General features: G+C 73.5%; 19 protein-coding genes. 15 read left to right on the top strand and 4 right to left on the bottom strand.

Features of this window, described 5'->3' with window-relative positions; all coding sequences use genetic code 11:
- Positions 1-8 precede the first annotated feature (8 nt).
- The 5 genes from MON03_RS13145 to MON03_RS13125 all read left to right on the top strand — a co-directional run bounded on the left by MON03_RS13145 (position 9) and on the right by MON03_RS13125 (position 5,183).
- Complete coding sequence (locus tag MON03_RS13145) at positions 9-458, top strand: hypothetical protein (RefSeq protein WP_148286306.1); 450 nt, start codon at positions 9-11, stop codon at positions 456-458.
- A 296-nt stretch (positions 459-754) separates the two neighbouring features.
- The gene (locus MON03_RS13140; protein WP_175328050.1) at positions 755-1,753 is read left to right on the top strand and encodes an ATP-grasp domain-containing protein; all 999 of its coding nucleotides are present in this window, start codon (positions 755-757) and stop codon (positions 1,751-1,753) included.
- Between the two features lie 85 nt (positions 1,754-1,838).
- Complete coding sequence (locus MON03_RS13135; protein ID WP_022905013.1) at positions 1,839-2,891, top strand: LLM class flavin-dependent oxidoreductase; 1,053 nt, start codon at positions 1,839-1,841, stop codon at positions 2,889-2,891.
- Positions 2,891-4,195, top strand: a complete 1,305-nt coding sequence (locus MON03_RS13130; RefSeq protein ID WP_188889212.1) for an O-acetylhomoserine aminocarboxypropyltransferase/cysteine synthase family protein — start codon at positions 2,891-2,893, stop codon at positions 4,193-4,195. Before MON03_RS13135 ends, MON03_RS13130 begins: the two co-directional genes overlap by 1 nt.
- 55 nt (positions 4,196-4,250) lie before the next feature.
- The gene (locus MON03_RS13125) at positions 4,251-5,183 is read left to right on the top strand and encodes a 4-(cytidine 5'-diphospho)-2-C-methyl-D-erythritol kinase (RefSeq protein WP_022905015.1); all 933 of its coding nucleotides are present in this window, start codon (positions 4,251-4,253) and stop codon (positions 5,181-5,183) included.
- A 64-nt stretch (positions 5,184-5,247) separates the two neighbouring features.
- Here MON03_RS13125 and MON03_RS13120 read toward each other — a convergent pair whose 3' ends face one another.
- Positions 5,248-6,885, bottom strand: a complete 1,638-nt coding sequence (locus MON03_RS13120; protein ID WP_242088845.1) for a glycosyltransferase family 39 protein — start codon at positions 6,883-6,885, stop codon at positions 5,248-5,250.
- Between the two features lie 109 nt (positions 6,886-6,994).
- Between MON03_RS13120 and MON03_RS13115 the strand changes: the two genes are divergently transcribed.
- The 6 genes from MON03_RS13115 to MON03_RS13090 all read left to right on the top strand — a co-directional run bounded on the left by MON03_RS13115 (position 6,995) and on the right by MON03_RS13090 (position 12,447).
- The gene (locus MON03_RS13115; protein WP_022905018.1) at positions 6,995-7,414 is read left to right on the top strand and encodes a TOBE domain-containing protein; all 420 of its coding nucleotides are present in this window, start codon (positions 6,995-6,997) and stop codon (positions 7,412-7,414) included.
- A complete protein-coding gene (locus MON03_RS13110) occupies positions 7,411-8,523 on the top strand; it encodes a ThiF family adenylyltransferase (RefSeq protein ID WP_242088843.1) in 1,113 nt (370 codons plus the stop codon). Before MON03_RS13115 ends, MON03_RS13110 begins: the two co-directional genes overlap by 4 nt.
- The gene (gene modA, locus MON03_RS13105) at positions 8,520-9,329 is read left to right on the top strand and encodes a molybdate ABC transporter substrate-binding protein (protein ID WP_242088841.1); all 810 of its coding nucleotides are present in this window, start codon (positions 8,520-8,522) and stop codon (positions 9,327-9,329) included. The genes MON03_RS13110 and modA overlap by 4 nt, the downstream gene beginning before the upstream one ends.
- A 129-nt stretch (positions 9,330-9,458) precedes the next feature.
- On the top strand, positions 9,459-10,229 hold the full coding sequence (locus tag MON03_RS13100) for an ABC transporter permease (RefSeq protein ID WP_242088839.1): 771 nt from the start codon (positions 9,459-9,461) through the stop codon (positions 10,227-10,229).
- Positions 10,226-11,266, top strand: coding sequence for a sulfate/molybdate ABC transporter ATP-binding protein (locus MON03_RS13095; RefSeq protein ID WP_242088837.1), 1,041 nt, complete (start codon positions 10,226-10,228; stop codon positions 11,264-11,266). The genes MON03_RS13100 and MON03_RS13095 overlap by 4 nt, the downstream gene beginning before the upstream one ends.
- Positions 11,263-12,447 carry a calcium:cation antiporter gene (locus MON03_RS13090; RefSeq protein WP_242088835.1) on the top strand — a complete coding sequence of 395 codons (1,185 nt, stop codon included), beginning with the start codon at positions 11,263-11,265 and terminating at the stop codon, positions 12,445-12,447. The genes MON03_RS13095 and MON03_RS13090 overlap by 4 nt, the downstream gene beginning before the upstream one ends.
- Positions 12,448-12,554: 107 nt before the next feature.
- Here MON03_RS13090 and MON03_RS13085 read toward each other — a convergent pair whose 3' ends face one another.
- The 3 genes from MON03_RS13085 to MON03_RS13075 are packed head-to-tail and all read right to left on the bottom strand — an operon-like array spanning position 12,555 to position 15,347.
- On the bottom strand, positions 12,555-12,815 hold the full coding sequence (locus MON03_RS13085) for a MoaD/ThiS family protein (RefSeq protein ID WP_242088833.1): 261 nt from the start codon (positions 12,813-12,815) through the stop codon (positions 12,555-12,557).
- Positions 12,812-13,855: a GTP 3',8-cyclase MoaA gene (gene moaA, locus MON03_RS13080; RefSeq protein WP_175328059.1), complete on the bottom strand. Its 1,044-nt coding sequence runs from the start codon at positions 13,853-13,855 to the stop codon at positions 12,812-12,814. Before moaA ends, MON03_RS13085 begins: the two co-directional genes overlap by 4 nt.
- 4 nt (positions 13,856-13,859) lie before the next feature.
- Entirely contained in the window at positions 13,860-15,347 is a 1,488-nt protein-coding gene (locus MON03_RS13075) for a glycosyltransferase family 87 protein (RefSeq protein WP_175328060.1), read from the bottom strand.
- Positions 15,348-15,401: 54 nt separating this feature from the next.
- Here MON03_RS13075 and MON03_RS13070 point away from each other — a divergent pair, with 54 nt between their 5' ends.
- The 4 genes from MON03_RS13070 to pheA are packed head-to-tail and all read left to right on the top strand — an operon-like array spanning position 15,402 to position 18,899.
- Positions 15,402-16,859: a molybdopterin-dependent oxidoreductase gene (locus tag MON03_RS13070; RefSeq protein ID WP_242088831.1), complete on the top strand. Its 1,458-nt coding sequence runs from the start codon at positions 15,402-15,404 to the stop codon at positions 16,857-16,859.
- The gene (locus MON03_RS13065) at positions 16,856-17,311 is read left to right on the top strand and encodes a hypothetical protein (protein WP_049976575.1); all 456 of its coding nucleotides are present in this window, start codon (positions 16,856-16,858) and stop codon (positions 17,309-17,311) included. The genes MON03_RS13070 and MON03_RS13065 overlap by 4 nt, the downstream gene beginning before the upstream one ends.
- A 9-nt stretch (positions 17,312-17,320) precedes the next feature.
- The gene (locus MON03_RS13060; RefSeq protein ID WP_242088829.1) at positions 17,321-17,890 is read left to right on the top strand and encodes a MarR family winged helix-turn-helix transcriptional regulator; all 570 of its coding nucleotides are present in this window, start codon (positions 17,321-17,323) and stop codon (positions 17,888-17,890) included.
- A gap of 52 nt (positions 17,891-17,942) precedes the next feature.
- Complete coding sequence (gene pheA, locus MON03_RS13055) at positions 17,943-18,899, top strand: prephenate dehydratase (protein WP_175327259.1); 957 nt, start codon at positions 17,943-17,945, stop codon at positions 18,897-18,899.
- Positions 18,900-19,004: the final 105 nt, after the last annotated feature.

Here is a 19,004-nt window from a genome sequence, read left to right as displayed (position 1 = left end):
CTCACCGGGTGCCGCAACGTCCCTCCAAGTTCGCTCGTGCGATCACCGCGTCGTTCGTGCTGGGCGGCGTCGTGGTCGCCGCGCTCGCGTTCATCGCGATCGTGCACGACCCGACGAGCGACGCCGCGTGGGTCGCGATCCCGCTCGGCGTCCTCCTCGTCGGCTGGGGCGTCACGTTCGCCCGGATGAGCGCTGACGACAGCCCCGACGACGAGGACGACGAGGACGACGAGGAAGCTCGCTCCGGCGGCCTCCTGGGCGCGCCCCTCGCCCGGTTGAGTTGGGCGATCGCGCTCCTCGCCGGGTACGTCGCCGCCCGTCTCATCGGCCGTCCGGTCGATTCGTCGCTCGTGGCCGTCGGGAGCGTCGTGGCCCTGTTGCTCGTGAACCGCGCGGTCGACCGCTGGGTGCGCCGACGGGAAGGACGCAACGGCGGAGCGGGACCCGCGACCGACTGAGCGTCAGGTCGCCGCGCGGGCTGTGCCGATCGCGTTCGCCCGACCGAAGTCGATCGGCACCAGGGATCCGCGCGGTGCCGTTTGATCTTGGTTGTGCGAACGCGAACGCGAACGCGAACGCGAGTACGGCGTACGGCGTACGGCGACGCTCGCCGCCCGGGAGCGACGACGCGCAGAAGCTGTAGCTCCTCGGCGTCGTCGGCACGCAGCAGTTCGACGACGCGCAGGCCGGCGAACGAGGTAGCGCCGCGTCACACACCTGGCCGTCTGTCACCCCTCGTGCCTAGGGTGGGCGCGTGAGCTCTCCGCGCGTGTACGTCATCCACGAGAACCCCGAGTGGTTCCCGCCGCTCGCCGCCGCCTTCGAGGCCGAGGGGGTCCCCGTCGAGGAGATCCTCCTCACCGACGGGCAGATCGACCTCTCCGCGGAACCGGCGCCGGGCGTCTACTGGAGCCGGATGTCCGCGTCGAGCCACACCCGCGGGCACGAGCACAGCAAGGAGTACACCCGTGCGCTCCTCGGCTGGCTCGAGCGCGCAGGCCGCACGGTCGTGAACGGCAGCCACGTGCTCGAGCTCGAGGTGTCCAAGGTGGCGCAGCACGGTCTGCTCCGCGACGCCGGGTTCGACGTGCCCCGCACGACGGCCGTCTTCGGCTCCGCGCAGCTCAAGGACGCCGCCCGCACCTTCACCGACGGCCAGGACGTGCCGTTCATCACGAAGCACAACCAGGGCGGCAAGGGCCTCGGCGTCCGGCGTTTCGACTCGCTCGCCGAGTTCGACGCGTACGTCGACAGCCCCGAGTTCGAGGCCCCGGTCGACGGCATCACGCTCCTGCAGGAGTACCTCACCGCGCGCGAGCCGTTCATCACCCGGATCGAGTTCGTCGGCGGTGAGTTCGTCTACGCCGTCCGCGTCGACACCAGCGCCGGCAGCTTCGAGCTCTGCCCGGCGGACGCGTGCGAGGTGCCCGCTCCGGGGTCACAGACCATCGCCGGCGCCGTCTGCGAGGTTCCGGGCTCCGACGCCCCGAGCGCGTTCAGCGTGCGCGAGGACGTCACCGCGGCGCACCCGCTCGTCCAGCAGCTCCGGGCGTTCCTCGCCGAGCAGCGCATCCCGATCGCCGGGGTCGAGTTCATGGAGACCACCGACGGTCGCCACGTCGTCTACGACATCAACACGAACACGAACTACAACCCGGCGGTCGAGGCGTCCGCGCCGGTCTCCGGTCCGCGCGCGATCGCGCGCTTCACCGGCGGCCTGCTGGCCGCGCAGTACCAGACCGCTGCGGTCTGAGGACCACACCACCCTCCGGCCTGGAGGCACGGTGCGGGCCCGCACCGCGCCTCCAGGCCGGTACTCACCACCAAGGAACCCACCCGTGCGATTCGGATACTGGACCCCGCTCTTCGGCGGCTGGCTGCGCAACGTCGAGGACGAGGCGATGCCCGTCACCTTCGACTACGTGAAGCGGCTCGCGCAGCGAGCCGAGCGCATCGGCTTCGACCTGACGCTCGTGCCGGAGCTCAACCTCAACGACATCAAGGGGACGGCGGCGCCCTCGTTGGAGGCGTGGGCCCTCGCCGCGGCCATCGCGGCGACGACCGAGCGGCTCGAGATCATGGCGGCGATGCGGCCCGGGTACCACCTGCCGGCGGTCACGGCGAAGCAGGCGGCGACGATCGACGACATCTCCGGCGGCCGCTTCACGTTCAACGTCGTGAGCGCGTGGTGGGCGGAAGAGGCGCGCCAGTACGGCGGGATCTTCTCCGAGCACGACGACCGGTACAAGCGCACCGAGGAGTTCGTCGCGATCCTCAAGGGGCTGTGGCGTGAGACGCCGTTCTCCTTCTCCGGCGAGTACTACGACATCGCGAACAGCCACCTCGAGCCGAAGCCGCGCGTGACCCCGCGCATCTACGCCGGCGGCGAGAGCGAGGCGGGCAAGTCGTCCATCACGAGGTTCGCTGACGCCTACCTGACCCACGGCGGCACCGTGGACGAGCTCCGCACGAAGATCGACGAGATGCGTCGTCGTCGCGCCGACGCCGGAGCCGAGCCGTTCGAGGCGTTCGGCATGGCCGCGTACGTGATCGTGCGCGACACCGAGGCGGAGGCGCAGGCCGAGCTCGCACGCATCACCGACGTGCAGCACGGCAAGGCCTACGAGTCCTACCAGGACTTCATCTCGAAGTCGCAGCTCGAGCACGTCCCGTCGCTCGAGGACTACTCGGTGTCGAACCGCGGCCTGCGTCCCGGGTTCGTCGGCACCCCCGAGCAGGTCGCGGCCCGCATCCGGGAGTTCGAGGACGCCGGGGTGGACACCCTCCTGCTGCAGTTCTCGCCGCAGGCGGAGGAGATGGAGCGCTTCGGGGAGCAGGTCATCCCGCTCGTCCGGTCCTCCGCGGCGGTCCCGAGCGGGACGGCCGCCTGATGGCCGCACCCGAGGACGACTGGGCCTTCGAGACCCGCCAGATCCGGGCCGGGTTCAAGGCCGACCCGGGCTGGGGCGCGAACGTCCCGCCGATCGCGCAGAGCGCCGCGTTCGTCTACCCGTCGGGTGAGGACGCGGCAGCCCGGTTCATGCTCGACGCCCCTGGTCACACCTACTCGCGCGTGAACAACCCGTCGGCCGCCGCGCTCGAGCGGCGCATCGCGGACCTCGAGGGCGGCGTCGGAGCGCTCGCGCTCGCGTCCGGGCAGGCCGCGACGTCGCTCGCGGTGCTCGGTGTCGCCCGAGCCGGCGACCACGTCGTGTCGAGCGCCTCGCTGTACGGGGCGACCTACACCCTCTTCGCCTCGACGCTCCGCGACCTCGGCATCACCTTCACGTTCGTGCAGGACCCGACCGACCTCGACGCGTGGCGGGCCGCGGTCCGTCCCGAGACCCGGGCGTTCTTCGGCGAGTCGATCCCGAACCCCCGCGGCGACGTCCTCGACTTCGCCGGTGTGGCCGGGGTGGCGCACGAGGCCGGGGTCCCGCTCATCGTCGACAACACCATCGCGACGCCGTGGCTCGTCCGACCGATCGAGCACGGGGCGGACATCGTCGTGCACTCCGCGACGAAGTACCTTGCGGGACACGGCAGCGCCATCGCCGGCCTGATCGTCGACAGCGGCCGGTTCGACTGGGCGGCGTACCCGGACAAGTACCCGCAGCTGACGAGCGTCGAGCACTCCGGGTTCGCGGGCACCGACTTCGCCGCGAAGTTCGGACCGCGCGCGTTCATCCAGCGCACCCGGTCGAAGCTGTCCGCCGACCTCGGACCGGCGATCGCCCCGTTCACCGCGTTCCTCGTGCTGCAGGGCATCCAGACGCTGTCCCTGCGGATGGAACGGCACGTGTCGAACGCGGCCGCAGTGGCATCGTGGCTCGACGCGCACGACCAGGTCCTCGGCGTGCACTACGCCGGACTGCCCTCGTCGCCGTGGCACGCGCTCGCCCAGCGGTACGTGCCGAAGGGGCCGTCGGCGGTGCTCGCGTTCGACCTCGACGGCGGGCTCGAGGCCGGTCGGCGGTTCGTCGGTGCCCTCGAGCTGTTCGACCACGTCTCGAACATCGGCGACGTCCGGTCGCTCGTGGTCCATCCCGCGTCGACCACGCACGTGCAGATGACCCCGAGCGAGCGTGCCGCGGCGGGTGTCGGCGAGGGGCTCATCCGCCTGTCGATCGGCCTCGAGCACGTCGACGACGTGCTGGCCGATCTCGAGCGCGGGTTCGCGGCTGCCCGAGCCTGACGCGGAGAGTCGTCACGCGCAGGAACGGGGTCCGGCCGCGGGATAGGTTGGAGCCATGACCTCGCTGGCCGCTCCGACCCGCGTGCGGGTGCGCGCCCCCGGCAAGATCAACGTGTTCCTGTCGGTCGGCGCGCTGCAGGACGACGGCTACCACGACGTCGCGACGGCCTACCAGGCGGTCTCGCTGTACGAGGACGTCACCGCGGAGCCGGCCGACGACTTCTCGGTGACCTTCACCGGTCCGATCGACTCGTCGGGCGTCCCGACGGACGAGTCGAACCTCGCGATCCGTGCGGCCCGCCTCGTGGCGGACGCCGCCGGTCACCGCGGCGGGGTCCGTCTCACGATCGACAAGCAGGTCCCGGTCGCGGGCGGCATGGGGGGCGGCTCGGCGGACGCCGCGGCCACCCTGCTCGCGGTCGACACCCTCTGGGGGACCGCCTTGGGGCGGGACGAACTCCTCCGGCTCGCGGCGCAGCTCGGCGCGGACGTGCCGTTCGCGTTCGCCGGCGGGACCGCGGTCGGGACGGGCCGTGGCGACGAGCTCAGCCCCGCGCTCGCGAAGGGCGAGTTCCGGTGGGTGCTGGCCCTGAGCGACGCCGGGCTGTCGACCCCCGCGGTGTACCGCGCGCTCGACGAGCACCGGGAGCGCTACCGGGCCGACATCGCGCCGGCGCCGACGACCCCGACGGTGGACGCGAACGTGCTGCAGGCGCTCCGAGCGGGCGACCCGGACCTCCTCGCGGACTGCCTGCACAACGACCTGCAGGCACCGGCCATGCGGTTGCAGCCGGCCCTCGCCGAGACGCTCGAGATCGGTGAGAAGGCGGGCGCACTGGCCGGGCTCGTGTCCGGGAGTGGACCGACGGTCGCGTTCCTCGTGGCCGACCGGGACGCCGCACTCGAGGTGCAGGTCGAACTCAGCGCCGCCGGCATCGTCGCCGTCCGGGCCACGGGGCCGGTACACGGCGCGCGCGTGGTGCACTGAACCGAGACGAGGCGCGCCCGGTGTCCGCCTCGGTGCCGTGCTCGGGTGCGACGCGGGTCCGGGCTCAGCTGCGGCGGAACTCGGTGATGACGACCTCGCCGGTCTTCCAGTGCCGCACGGCCGTGAAGCCGTGCTCCGCCAGCACCTGGGTCGTCTCCGGCTGGATGTTGCGCGCCTTCGGGGTCCCGCCGACGAACCACACGGTGTCGATGTCCGCGAGCCGGCTCGGGATGGTCGACGAGAGGTCGCCGTTCTGGTTCCAGAGCACGCCGGACGCGGCGCCGTCCTTCCGCACGGCGAGGTCCGTCATGCCCGCGAACGCGGACGGGTACGCCACGCGGATGATGTCCGCCGTGGTGCCGGGGTGCCCGTAGACGCTGCCGAACACCACGCCTTCGTCGCTGTCGCGGTGCTTCGCGCGCTCCGAGCTGATGATCGACGACGCCACCGACCACGTCGAGTCCTGCTTCGAGCGGGGTGTCTTGACGACGACCGCGGTCGGGACGGAGAGCACCAGAGCGGCGACGAGCGCGCCGCCGAGCAGCGCCCGGCGCCGGATGACGGTGATGCCGAGGGCGATGAGCATCGCCACGAACGGCAGGCTGAGACTGGCGTACTTCGGCGTGTAGAGGTGACGACCCAACGCGGTCGCGACCAGCAGGGCCAGGGTCGGGAGCACCACGAGCGGCAGGGCGACGCGCACGGCCTGCGCCCGGAACAGCGACCGGACGGTGGGTGATGCGCGGTGCGCGGCGACGAGGGCCGATGCGACCCCGAGGACCATGAGCGCCCAGGCCACGGCGGCGTAGACGTCGACGCCGCCGAACCACGCGGTCGAGAAGACCTGCGGGAAGGTGCGGTCGCCGATCGGTCCCAGCCACGCGACCTGCTTCGACTGGCTGGCGACGGCAGCCACGAACGGGGTCACCGCGACGAGGACGACCGCCGAGACGATCGCCCACCGGAGCAACGAGCCACCGGGGGCGAGGGCGCGGACGGTCGGGTCGGACCGACGCGCCCGACGATCGGCGGCCATCGTCCACAGGAACGTGACGGCGTGCGCGGCGACGGCGAGCGCGAGGTAGACGTTGAAGGTGATCGCGACGACGGCCAGCAACCCGTACGCGACCCACCAGTGCAGGCTCCGTCCGGATCGGGATCGACGGACCGCGGTCAGGCCGACGAGCGTCAGGCACACCGCGAAGGTGGTGATCGTGGCGTAGGAACGGCCTTCGCTGCCCGCCCACTGCACCCGCGGCAGTGCCAGGAACACGAGGCCGGCGGCGATGCCGAAGCGCCGTCCGCCGAGCCGACGGCCGAGCGCGACGACGAGACCGGCTGCGATCCCGACGGCGAGTGCGCTGGGGAACCGGAGCGTGAACGGGGTGTACCCCACGAGCCAGAACCAGGCGTGCACGAGCGCGTAGTACAGCCCGTGCACGGCGTCGACGTTGTGGAGCTCCGCCCAGAGCTGCGGCCACGACCGTTGGGCGCTGGTCACGGTGGCGGCCTCGTCGTACCAGAGCGACGGGACCCAGGCGAAGGCGGCGGCGACGAGCGTCCCGATCGCGCCGACGGTGAGCTCCGGCGTCCGGACGACCGCGACGCGTACGCCGCTCGGGACCGCACGCAGACGCTCCCGGACCGTGACGGGGCTCAGGCCGGGCTGCACCATGATGGTGTCGGTACGGGGGGAGCTCACGTCCTGCACGGTAGCCGCAGCGTCTGGACGACCGCCGGGGTGGACCGTGCCGTCCACTGAGAGTTCACATGCTCGTCGGGTGCCGGGGTACGGACTATCGTCAGGCACCATGACGATGCTCCGGATCCGCGACGCGGCGACGTACCTCGGGGTGAGCGACGACACCGTCCGGCGCCTGGTCGACGGCGGCACCTTCACACGGCACGACGACGAGGCCGGTCGAGCGGTGGTGGACGGCCGGGAGCTCGCCGACCACGCCCGGCAGCGCGGCGCGCAGCTCGGGGATCCCTCGGGCGTCCGGAGCTCCGCCCGCAACCGGTTCGTGGGCATCGTGACGGACCTGGTCGTCGACGGCGTGATGGCGCAGGTCGAACTGCAGAGCGGGCCGCACCGCGTGGTGTCGCTCATGAGTGCCGAGGCGGTGCGGGACCTCGGACTCGAGGTCGGCGCCGTGGCCGTGGCTTCGGTGAAGGCGACGATGGTCTCGGTCGAGGTGCCCGGCCCGGACGCCACGGCGGTGCGCGAGTGACGACGCCGTCGCTCCGTCGGGCGCTGACCGCGCGGACGGCCGCGCTGCAGGGCGCCGGCGACCGCGCGCTCGAGGCACTGGCGCGGGCGCGGGTCCTCGTGGTCGGCGCCGGTGGGCTCGGCGCCCCGGTCCTGCAGTACCTCGCGGGCGCCGGACTCGGTCGGGTGACGGTGGTGGACCACGACGTCGTCGACCCGTCGAACCTCGCCCGGCAGGTGTTGTTCGAGCTCGCGGACGTCGGGCGCCCGAAGGCCGAGGTGGCGGCGGAGCGCCTCCGTGCGGTGGACCCGGAGCTCGAGGTCGTCGCGGTCACCGGCTGGTTCGACCCCGCGCAGGTCGCCGGGCACGACGTCGTGGTCGACGCGGCCGACAGCGTCGTCGTGACGCGGGCCGTCTCGGACGCGTGCGCCGCGGCGGGCGTCCCGTTCGTCTGGGGCACGGTCCTCGGCTACGACGGGCAGGTGTCGGTGTTCCACGACGCCGGACCGGAGCCGGTGGACTTCCACGACCTCCACCCGGACGTCCTCCCCGACGAGGGCTCGTGCGCGGTCGACGGCGTGCTCCCGGCGCTGTGCGGCGCGGTCGGCTCGGTGATGGCGGCGCAGGTGACCGCGATCGTCGCGGGCCTCGGCGAGCCGCTGCTCGGCCGGGTCCTCACGGTCGACGCCCGGCGGTGGCGGTGGACCGAGAGCCCGCTGCGGCGTGGGCCGGACTCCCGACGGCCGGTCGCCCCCGCTGAGGCCGAGCCGGAGACGATCGCCCCGTCCGCCCTCGCCGCGGCGCTCGGCCCCGAGCCGATCAGCACCGGCCCGATCAGCACCGGCCCGATCAGCACCGGCCCGTCCGTCCCGGTGTCCCTCGTCCTCGTCGACGTCCGCACCCCGGAGGAACGGGCGTCGGGCGTCATCGCCGGCAGCATCCCACCGGAGGACCTGCAGCCCGACGCCCGCACCGTCGTGGCGGTCTGCGCGAGCGGCCGCCGCGCCACCGCCTGGGCACGGACGCTCGACCGACCGGTCGTGGTCCTCGACGGCGGGATCGCCGCCTGGCGCGCCGAGGGCCACCCGACGGTGCCGGATCCCGCAGATGCGGATACGCTGTCCCGGTGAAGACGCCTTTGCGGACATCCCGGTTGGTCATCATCGCGATCGCGGCCGTGACGTTGCTCGCGCTCACCGGGTGTTCGACGCAGGCCGCCCCGGCCGCGAGCAGTACGGCGTCCGCGACCGGCGGGGCGCTGACCGGGAAGATCACGGTCTTCGCCGCCGCCTCGCTCCAGAAGACCTTCACGGCGCTCGGTGACCGCTTCGAGCAACAGCACCCCGGCACCTCGATCGCGTTCTCGTTCGCGGGCTCGAGCGACCTCGTGACGCAGATCCAGAACGGCGCTCCCGCCGACGTGTTCGCCTCCGCCGACGAGGCGAACATGGGCAAGCTCGCCCGGACGGACCTCGCCACCGGGTCCCCGCGCGACTTCGCGACGAACGAGCTCGAGATCGCGGTCGCACCCGGCAACCCCGAGCGGATCGGCGCGTTCGACGACCTCACCCGCACCGGCCTCCAGGTCGTGACGTGCGCCACCCCCGTGCCGTGCGGAGCGGCGACGGCGAAGGTCGAGCGGGCCACGGGGGTCGACCTGCGTCCGGTCAGCGAGGAGCAGTCGGTCACGGACGTCCTCGGCAAGGTCGAGTCCGGCCAGGCGGACGCCGGGCTCGTCTACGTCACCGACGTCGAGGCGGCCGGCGGGAAGGTCGACGGGGTCCGCTTCGACGAGGCCGCGAAGGCGGTGAACACCTACCCGATCGGCGTGCTGCGGCAGTCCGCGGACCCCGCGCTCGCGTCGGCGTTCACCGCGTACGTCCTGTCCGACGCGGGGCAACGGGTGCTCGCCGACGCCGGCTTCGGGAAGCCCTGAGCGGTGCGCGGCGACCGGCCACGGCCCGCCGACCGGCCCCGGCCCCGACCCGCTGACCGGGCGTGGCCCGCCGACCGGCCCCGACCCGCTGACCGGGCCTGGCCCGCCGACCGGCCCGTCCGACGTCCCGTGCCGTGGTGGCTCCCCGTCCCCGCGGCCCTCGGCGGCCTCTTCGTCGTCGTGCCCGTGCTCGCCATGGTGGGCCGCGTCGACTGGGGGTCGTTCGTCGCGCTCGTGACGTCGCCCGCCTCCCGCAGCGCCCTCGGGCTGAGCCTCGGTACGGCCGCCGCGACGACCGGGATCGCGTTCGTCCTCGGCTACCCGCTCGCCGTCCTGTTCGCCCGGTCGACGTCCCGGTGGACCGGCGCCGCCCGGGCGGTCGTGCTGCTGCCCCTCGTGCTGCCGCCCGTCGTCGGCGGACTGGCGCTCCTCGCGGCGTTCGGGCGCCTCGGGCCCGTCGGGGCGTTCCTCGACGACCACGGGGTGCGGATCGCCTTCACCACGACCGCGGTCGTCATCGCGCAGACGTTCGTCTCGATGCCGTTCCTGGTGTCCTCCGTCGAGGGCGCCCTCCGCGTCGGGGGTGACCGGTACGAACGGGTGGCGGCGACGCTCGGCGCCGGTCCGACCCGGACGTTCCTGACCGTCACCACCCCGCGGGTCCTCCCCGGCATCGTGTCCGGGCTCGTCCTCTGCTTCGCCCGTGCGCTCGGCGAGTTCGGCGCCACCCTCACGTTCGCGGGCAGCCTGCAGGGCGTCACGAGGACCCTGCCGCTCGAGATCTACCTGCAGCGTGAGATCGACCCCGACACCGCGGTCGCGCTGTCGCTCGTGCTCGTCGTCGTCGCCGTCGTCGTGATCGGGGTGTCGTCGGTGCGGCGCCGGAGCGTGCTCGCATGAGCGGTCTGGAGGCCCGGATCGTCGTCGACCCGCGGAGCGTCGACGTCGCGCTCTCGGTCGGGGCCGACGAGTGCGTGGCGCTCATCGGTCCGAACGGCGCCGGCAAGTCGACCGTCGTGGACGTGCTCGCGGGACTCGTCCGTCCGGACGGCGGCAGCGTCGTCGTCGACGGCCGCACGCTCGCCGGCGACGGGCGCGCCGTCCCGACCCACCGCCGACGCACCGGCCTGGTCGCGCAGCGCCCCGACCTCTTCCCGCACCGGTCCGTGCTCGCGAACGTCGCCTTCGGTCCGCGCGCGACCGGTGCGTCCGGCCGGGAGGCCCGTGGCCGCGCCCGTGAGGCGCTGGCCGCCGTCGGGGCGGTCGCGCTGGCAGACCGCGCGCCGGGGACGCTCTCGGGTGGACAGGCGCAGCGGGTCGCGATCGCCCGCGCCCTCGCCACCGACCCGGCGGTGCTCCTCCTCGACGAGCCGACATCGGCGCTCGACGTCACCGCACGGCAGGAGGTCCGGGCCGCGCTCGCAACGGCGTCCGCCGGTCGTCCGACGCTGCTCGTGTCGCACGATCCCGTCGAGGTCGCGGCGCTCGCAGACCGCGTCGTCGTGCTCGAGGCCGGTCGGGTCGTCGAGCAGGGCACCCCGGCCGAGGTGCTCGGTCGTCCCCGCAGCGCCTTCGCGGCCCGGTTCTCGGGGCTGGTGACCGTGTCGGGGACGGCGACGACGGGTGGGGTGGTGACCGCCGAGGGTGGTGAGCTGTCGGCGGCGGCGCACACCGTGCCTCCCGGCCGGGCCGCGCTCGCCGCGTACCACCCGACGGCCGCGTGCCTGACGCGGGACGACGACGGAGCCGGGCGGCGCGTGGACGCGGTCGAGCCGCGGGACGGCCTGGTCCGCGTCCGGGCCGGGGAGCTCGTCGCCGACGTCACCCTGACCCGCTTCGCCGCACTCGGGTTGGCGATCGGCGACACCTGCCGCATCTCGGTCCCGGCGGACGAGGTGGTGGTCTACGAGCCGGGGGGTGGGAGGATCGGGGGATGACCTCCTGGATCGGCAAGGCCTGGCCCGTGGGGGTCCCCATCGTCGCAGCGGTCGTGCTGGCGCTGTCGTTCGGTCGGCACGACCTCGGGACCGTGGTCGTCGTGCTCGTCGCGGTCGTGCTCGCGGCGACGGTCCTCGCAGCCGTGCACCACGCGGAGGTCGTCGCGCACCGCGTGGGGGAGCCGTTCGGGTCGCTCGTGCTCGCGGTCGCCGTCACGATCATCGAGGTGGCGCTCATCATCGCGCTGTCGAGCTCGGGCGGCGCGAAGGCCGAGACCCTCGCCCGGGACACGGTGTTCTCCGCGGTGATGATCACCATGAACGGACTCGTCGGGTTGGCGATCCTCATCGGGACGATCCGGCACCACACCGTGCGGTTCAACCAGGAGGGGGCCTCGGCGGCGACGATGACGGTCGCGGCCCTCGCCGTCCTGACCCTCGTGCTGCCGACCTTCACCACCGGCACCGACAACGCCTCGTTCACGGGCGTGCAGCTCGTGTTCGTGGCGATCGCGTCCCTCGCGCTGTACGGGCTGTTCGTGTTCACGCAGACGATCGCGCACCGGGACTTCTTCCTGCCGGTCGGCCGCGGGTCGGCCGGGTCGGGGTCGGCCGGTTCGGGGCCGGCCGGTCACGGGTCGGCCGGTCACGGGTCGGCCGGTCACGGGTCGGCCGCGGGTCCGTCGTCGGCCGTGGACGAGACCGCGCACGCCGCCACCCCGACCGGACGCCAGACGCTCGTGTCGCTCGGGCTGCTGCTGCTCGCGCTCGTCGCGGTGGTCGGGCTCGCCAAGGTCGAGTCGCCCGCCATCGAGGCGGGGGTCGCAGCGGTCGGCTTCCCGCCGTCGTTCGTCGGTGTCGTGATCGCGCTGCTCATCCTGCTGCCCGAGGGCATCGCGGCGTCGAAGGCGGCGGCCCGGGACCGGATCCAGACGAGCCTCAACCTGGCGATGGGGTCGGCGATGGCGTCGATCGGCCTGACGATCCCGTCCATCGCCGTGGCATCCCTGTTCATGCCCGGGACGCTGCTGCTCGGCCTCGGATCGGCGCAGATCGTGCTGCTGGCGCTCACGATCGTCGCCGCGGTGCTGACCGTGCTGCCGGGGCGGGCGACACGGCTGCAGGGCGGGGTGCACCTGGTGGTCTTCGCCGCGTTCATCGTGCTGTCGATCGCGCCGTAGGGCCGCGTGGGCGTGGGCGGGGCCGTTGCGCGGGAGGCCTGGTGGTCCCGGGCGTCCCCCTGGTGGTCCCGGGCGCAGCCCGGTGGTCCCGGGGAACCCGGTCCCCGTCAGCCCCCGGCGAAGGGCGGCATGACGTCGACCGTGCCGACCCCGACGAGCGAGGTCGCACGGTCCCTCGTGCTCACGCCGTCGACCAGGTAGGAGCACCGCTCCACCAGCGCCGACCACCGCTCCGGGTCCGCCGCCTCGATCCCGGCCAGCGCCGCGTCGAGCGAGGCCACGTCCATCGCGTCGACGTCGACCGCGACCTCGTCCGCGCCCACCGCGGCCCGAGCCGCCGCGAAGAACCGCACCGTCGTCACCGTCACCCCCCGATCGCGCTCATGCCCCGCGTGGGGTGCACGAGGTCGTCCGTGTCGTCCCCGTGGTCGCGGGGCTTGGCCCACATCGCCCGCTGCCAGAGGTCGGCGACCTCGTCGTCCGCGGCACCCGCGCGCATCGGCCCGAGCACGTCGGTCTCGTCGTCGGAGAACAGGCAGCTCCGGACGTGCCCGTCCGCGGTCAGCCGGGTGCGGGTGCAGTCCGCGCAGAACGACTCCGTGATGCTGGCGATGATGCCGATCGTGCCGAGCAGCGCTCCGTCCCGGGAGAGCACGCGGAAGCGTTCGGCCGGGGCGCCGTCGCGCGGGGCCTCGTCCGGCTCGAGCCGCACCGTCCGCGACAGTGCGGCACGGGTCTCGGCGGCGGTCACCATCGACGTGCGGTCCCACGCGTGGTCGGGGTCGAGGGGCATCTGCTCGATGAAGCGGAGCTCGTACCCGCGCTCGAGGCACCAGTGCAGCAGGTCGGGGGCGAGGTGGTCGTTCACCCCGCGGAGCAGCACCGCGTTGACCTTGATCGCGAGCCCGGCGTCGTGTGCGGCCGACAACCCGGCGATCACCTTGTCGAGGAACGGCCGCCGGGTGACCTCGGTGAAGACGTCCGGGTCGACCGTGTCGAGCGAGACGTTCACCCGGCGGAGCCCGGCCGCGTACAGCGCCGACGCCCGGTGCGCCAGACCGATCGCGTTCGTCGTGAGGGACAGCTCGGGTGCGTCCGGCAGCGAGGCGCAGCGGGCGATCACGTCGACGAGGTCGTGCCGGAGCATCGGCTCGCCGCCGGTGAAGCGGACCTTGCGGACGCCGAAGCGCGCCGTGCCGATGCGCACGAGCCGCTCGATCTCCGCCGCGGTCATGAGGGCGTCGTCGGGGGCGAAGGGCAGCCCGGCTGCCGGCATGCAGTAGGTGCAGCGGAGGTTGCAGCGCTCGGTCAGCGACACCCGGAGGTCGACGGCACGACGGCCGAAGCGGTCCAGCAGTGCGTCCGCCGAGGGAGCGCCGGTCGAACCGAGCAGGGTCGCGGGAGCCATGCCGTCAGCGTACGTCCTCCGCGGACCGCGCACCTGTCGCCGCCGCGGGTGGGTGCGGTGCCCGGACGTCCCGGAAGAGCAGCCGGTCGCGCCACCGGGCCCAGTCGGACCGGCTCGTCCGGGCGAGCGTGCCGACCACCACGACGAGCACGGCCGCCGCCAGCCACCAGCGGTACGCCGCGGTCGACGGCCACACCCCGCGGAGTGCGATGGCGAGCCCGATCGACAGCCACTCCCAGCGTCCCGAGAGCGCCACGAACGGGATGAGGAGCAGCGCGTACCAGGGGTAGCGCGGGGTCACCGCGAGGAACGTCACGCCGATGAGCAGCACCTCGCCGGACCAGGGGTTCGCCGGGTCGGCGAGCCGCCACGCCACGAAGGCCGCGAGCAGCACGAGCAGCCCGACGACCACCGTGCCGGCGTCACCCGGGAACACGAGCGACACGAGTGCGAACCGGGAGCCGTCCTCGTACCCCTCCTCCGACAGGTAGCCGGGCAGGTACCCGAGCACCTTCGGCCCGGTCGAGAGCACGTAGGGCACGTAGAGCAGCGCGAACACCGCGATGCCGACCGGGATCGCCCACCAGTGCCGCCGGCGGCCGAGGAGCGGCGGGTACACGAGGGCGGGGATGAGCTTCGAGGCGGTGGCCGCACCGAGCAGCACGCCACCCCAGACCGGCCGACCGAACACGACGAGCACCGCGCCCGCCGTCGCCAGGGCCGCACCGAGCGCGTCGACGTGCGAGTTGGTCACGGCCTCCGCGGCGACGAGCGGCGACCACGCCCAGAGCGCTGCCCACCACACCGGCCGACCGGTCCGCCGGAGGACGGCGACCAGTCCGACGGTCACGCCGAGCGAGAGCAGGAGCCCGGCGATCTGGAAGGGCATGTACTGCGCGGTCGCCGGGACGAACGCGCGCACCAGGCCGAACCAGAGCTGCGCCATCGGCGGGTAGATCGTGACGACGTCCGACCGGTTGATCGCCACGCAGTGCCCGTCCGCGCCGTCACCGAGGCCGTGGTACCGCGGCAGCAGCGGCTTGCACGTGCCGTCCACCTTGTCGGGGAAGAGCCAGTCGGGCCGCAGTCCGGCCAGCGCGGCCGAGTCCGGCGTGTGCGCGTACGGTGAGATCCCGGCGTGCTGCACGATCCCGTCCCAGGCGTAGCGAGCAGAGTCGGTACTGGTGTTGGGTTGTCCGGCGAGCGCGGCGAGCCCGACCACCAGGCCGCCACCGACGACGAGCCACGTCGTCCACCGCCGGGGTACGAAGCGGAGCGCGAGCACCGCGCCGGCGAACACGGTCCAAGCGATCAGGGTCCACGCGACGAATGGGGAACGATGACCAGCTCGGAGGAACCCCAGATGCGTGACACCGTAGGCGATGACGCCCGCCAGGGCCAGCACGCCGACGACGGCGAGCACGGTCGGCACGAGCACGGTCGGCGCCGAGGTGCGCTGCGGGGGTCGGCCGGGGCGGGTTCGATCACTCATGGTGGGTCGAGGCTAGCGACGGTCCGGCGGCTGCTGCTGGACGCACGATCCGCGATGGCGTCCCCGAACCGGAACGCCCGCTCCGCCGTGGTGCTGGGACGGCTGCTCGGCATCGCGTTCCTGGTCTGCTTCGGCACCGGGATCTACAGCCACCTCCTCCAGCAGCCGTTCCCCGGCATGCGGTTCCCCACGCGTCCGGTGCAGCTGTACCAGTTCACGCAGGGGCTCCACATCACCGCCGGCATCGCGATCATCCCGCTGCTCCTGGCGAAGCTCAACACGGTCATGCCCGCGCTCGTGCAGGTCCCGCCGGTCCGGGGTGTCCTCCACCTCCTGGAGCGCCTCTCCATCGCGGTGCTCGTGTCCGCCGCGATCGTGCAGGTCGGGACCGGGCTCCTCAACACGTACCAGTGGTACCCGTTCCCGTTCCCGTTCAAGCAGGTGCACAACGCGCTCGCCTACGTGATCATCGGTTCGCTGATCGTGCACGTCGCGGTGAAGCTGCGGGTGATCGTGCGGTACTGGCGGGCGCGGGACTCCTACGACGAGCAGGGCCGGTTCGTGCCCGACACGACGGTGGGCAGCGAGCTGTTGCCGCCGTCGGCCGACCGGGAGGCCCGGCTCGACCCCGCCACGCCGGCTGCGGACACGCAGGCGGCCACCGCCTACCCCCGCGGCCTCACCGGCCGCGTCCTGCGCTGGGTCGACGGCGCCCCGGCGCCGGCGGCGCCGGCGCCGGGGCCGGCCAAGTCTCGCGCTGGGCGACCGAACTCGGGGCCCGAGCCCCGAGAGGTGTCGCCGAGCGCGAGTCTCGCGGCGCCCGGGGCGAGTCTCGGGGCGCCCGAGGCGAGTCTCGGGGCGGAGCCGAGCCGTGCCTCCCGGCCGCCCGTCGCGGCGACCGCCGGCCGACGTGAGCGGATCGCCCGACGCGGCTTCTTCGCCGGCGTGGCGGCGGCGACCGTCGGTGTCGTCGCGCTGACCGCCGGGCAGTCGTCGTCCCTCGCGGAGCCGTTCAACGTCTTCGGGGCGCGTCAGCGGCACCGGGGGCCGAACGACCTCCCGGTCAACCGCACGGCCCGCGCGGCCGGGGTCCTCGCGACCGCGACCGCGGCGGACTGGAGCCTCACGGTCGCGGGCCCCGCCGTCTCACGCACGTTCTCCCGGGCGGAGCTCGTCGCGCTCGGGACGGCCGAGGCCGACCTGCCCATCGCCTGCGTGGAGGGCTGGAGCCAGATGGCGACGTGGCGCGGGGTCCGGATGCGTGACCTGCTGCTGGCGGTGCAGGCGGAGCCCGGGTCCCGGGTGCGTGTGACCAGCCTCGAGCAGCACGGCGGCTACCGGGTGATGGAGATGGGTCCGGAGTACGCGGAGGACCCGACCACCCTCGTCGCGCTCGAGCTGAACGGCGCGACGCTCGACCTCGACCACGGGTTCCCGGCGCGGATCATCGCTCCGGGACGGCCGGGTGTGCTCCAGACGAAGTGGATCGAGCGGATCGAGGTGATCGCATGAGGGCCGCACGGATCGTGCTCGTCGTGCTCGGCGTCCTGGTGATGGCGTTCGGGGCGTACGTCCTCGTGACGACCGTCCGACCGAACCGGATCTGGGGCCTGGCGACGTGGTTGCTCGGCGCGGTGGTCCTGCACGACGTCGTGCTGTCGCCGTTCGTGGTCGGGGCCGGACTGCTGCTCCGCCGGACCGGGCGCGCGGTGCGGCCGTGGATGCTCGTCGTCGTGCAGTGCGCGGTCGTCCTCGGGAGCGTGCTCGCGCTCGTGGTGCTCCCCGAGATCGCAGCGAAGGCGCACGGGCAGAAGAACCCCACCGTGCTGCCGTTCGACTACGGGTTGCGGCTCGTCCTCGTCGAGGGCATCCTGCTCGTCGTCGTGCTCGGGGTCCTGCTGGTCGGCGGTCTGGTGTCGAGGAATCGTCCGAGTCCACTGGTTGAACCGACAACCAATCGGTAGACTGCCGTCATGCCCGAGCCGACCGACGACACCCCGTGGCTCGACCGCGCGCAGCTCCGCGCGTGGATGAAGCTCGTCGCGGTCATGGAGCTCCTGCCCGCGGCGCTCGACCAGCAGCTGCAGCGTGACGCGGACCTCACACACTTCGACTACATGGTCATCGCGATGCTCTCCGAAACCGAGTCCCGGACGCTCCGGATGTCCGCGCTCGCCGCGGCGACGAACGCGTCCCTGCCCCGGCTCTCGCACGTCGTGTCCCGGCTCGAGAAGCGGGGCCTCGTCGGCCGCTGCCCGTCCTCGGACGACCGCCGGGCCACCGACGTCCGGCTCACCGACGCCGGCTGGGACGCCATCGTCGAGGCCGCCCCGCAGCACGTCCGGACCGCCCGCGCATTCGTGATCGACGCCCTCACCGAGGAGCAGGTCACACAGCTCGACGGCATCACGAAGGCGCTGCTCGGCCGGCTCGACCCGGAGGGGCGCTTCGCCGCCGTGTCGTACCCGCGCGAGGAGGACGACCCGGCGATCTGCGAGGCCCGGCTCACGGGGCAGGAACAGGCGCACGGGTCGCTGCGCTGACGCCCGGTCGGTGGCGCGTCATCCGGCCGACGCGCTGCAATAGGCTCGCCGCATGAACGCGCCCGCCGAGCCCTCCGACACGTACTCCTACCTCGGACCGGCCGGCACGTTCACCGAGGCCGCCCTCAAGCTCGTCGACGCCGCCGCCGGCAAGCCCTGGCGGAGCGTCAACAACGTCGGCGAGGCGCTCGACGACGTCGTCAGCGGTCGTTCGGTCGGCGCCGTGATCGCGATCGAGAACAGCGTCGACGGCGGCGTCAGCGCCACCCAGGACGCCCTCGCGCGCATCCCCGGCGTGCGGATCGTGGGGGAGTACCTCGTCCCCGTCGACTTCGTCCTCGTCGCCCGGCACGGCACCGCGCTCGCCGACGTCCGGACCGTGAACGCCCACCCGGTCGCGTACGCGCAGACGCACAACTGGCTCGAGGCGAACATCCCCGGGCACGGGCACATCCCGGCGTCCTCGAACGTCGCCGCCGCGGTGTCGCTGCTCGACGACCACCCGACCGCGGACGCAGCCGTGGCCCCGCCCGGCATCACCGACCACCACGACCTCGCCGTCCTGGCGTCCTCGATCGGGGACAACGCCTCGGCGGTGACGCGGTTCGTGCTCGTGTCCCGGACGCTCGCGCTGCCCGAGCCGACCGGCGCGGACAAGACGAGCGTCATCGTGGAGCTCCCCGCCGACCACCCCGGTGCCCTGGTCGACATGCTCGAGCAGTTCGCGACCCGGGGGATCAACATGGGGCTGCTGTCCTCGCGGCCGATCGGTGACGAGCTCGGACGCTACCGGTTCGTCATCGACCTCGACGGGCACGTCCGCGACGAACGCGTCGCGGACGCCCTGCTCGGCCTGCGCCGGTTCAGCCCCCGCGTGACGTTCCTCGGGTCGTACCCGCGGGCGGACGGCTTCCGACCCGAGGTGCCGGCGCGGTACTCGGACGAGGCGTTCGTCGAGGCGCGGGACTGGCTCCGCGCGATCGTCTCGGGCGCGCCCGGGGCGCAGTAGAGCGCGCGCGGCTGGGGCCGCGCATGCGCGGCCTCGCGCGGTGCGAGGCAGCGCCCGCGCCGTGCGCGACTGCGCCCGCGCACGCGCGGCCTCGCACGGTGCGAG

The sequence above is a fragment of the Curtobacterium sp. DN_7.5 genome (genome assembly GCF_022655355.1).
Taxonomy (GTDB): domain Bacteria; phylum Actinomycetota; class Actinomycetes; order Actinomycetales; family Microbacteriaceae; genus Curtobacterium; species Curtobacterium luteum.
Note: the sequence above shows the minus strand (reverse complement) of the source record. Positions and strands in the feature narration are given on the sequence as shown.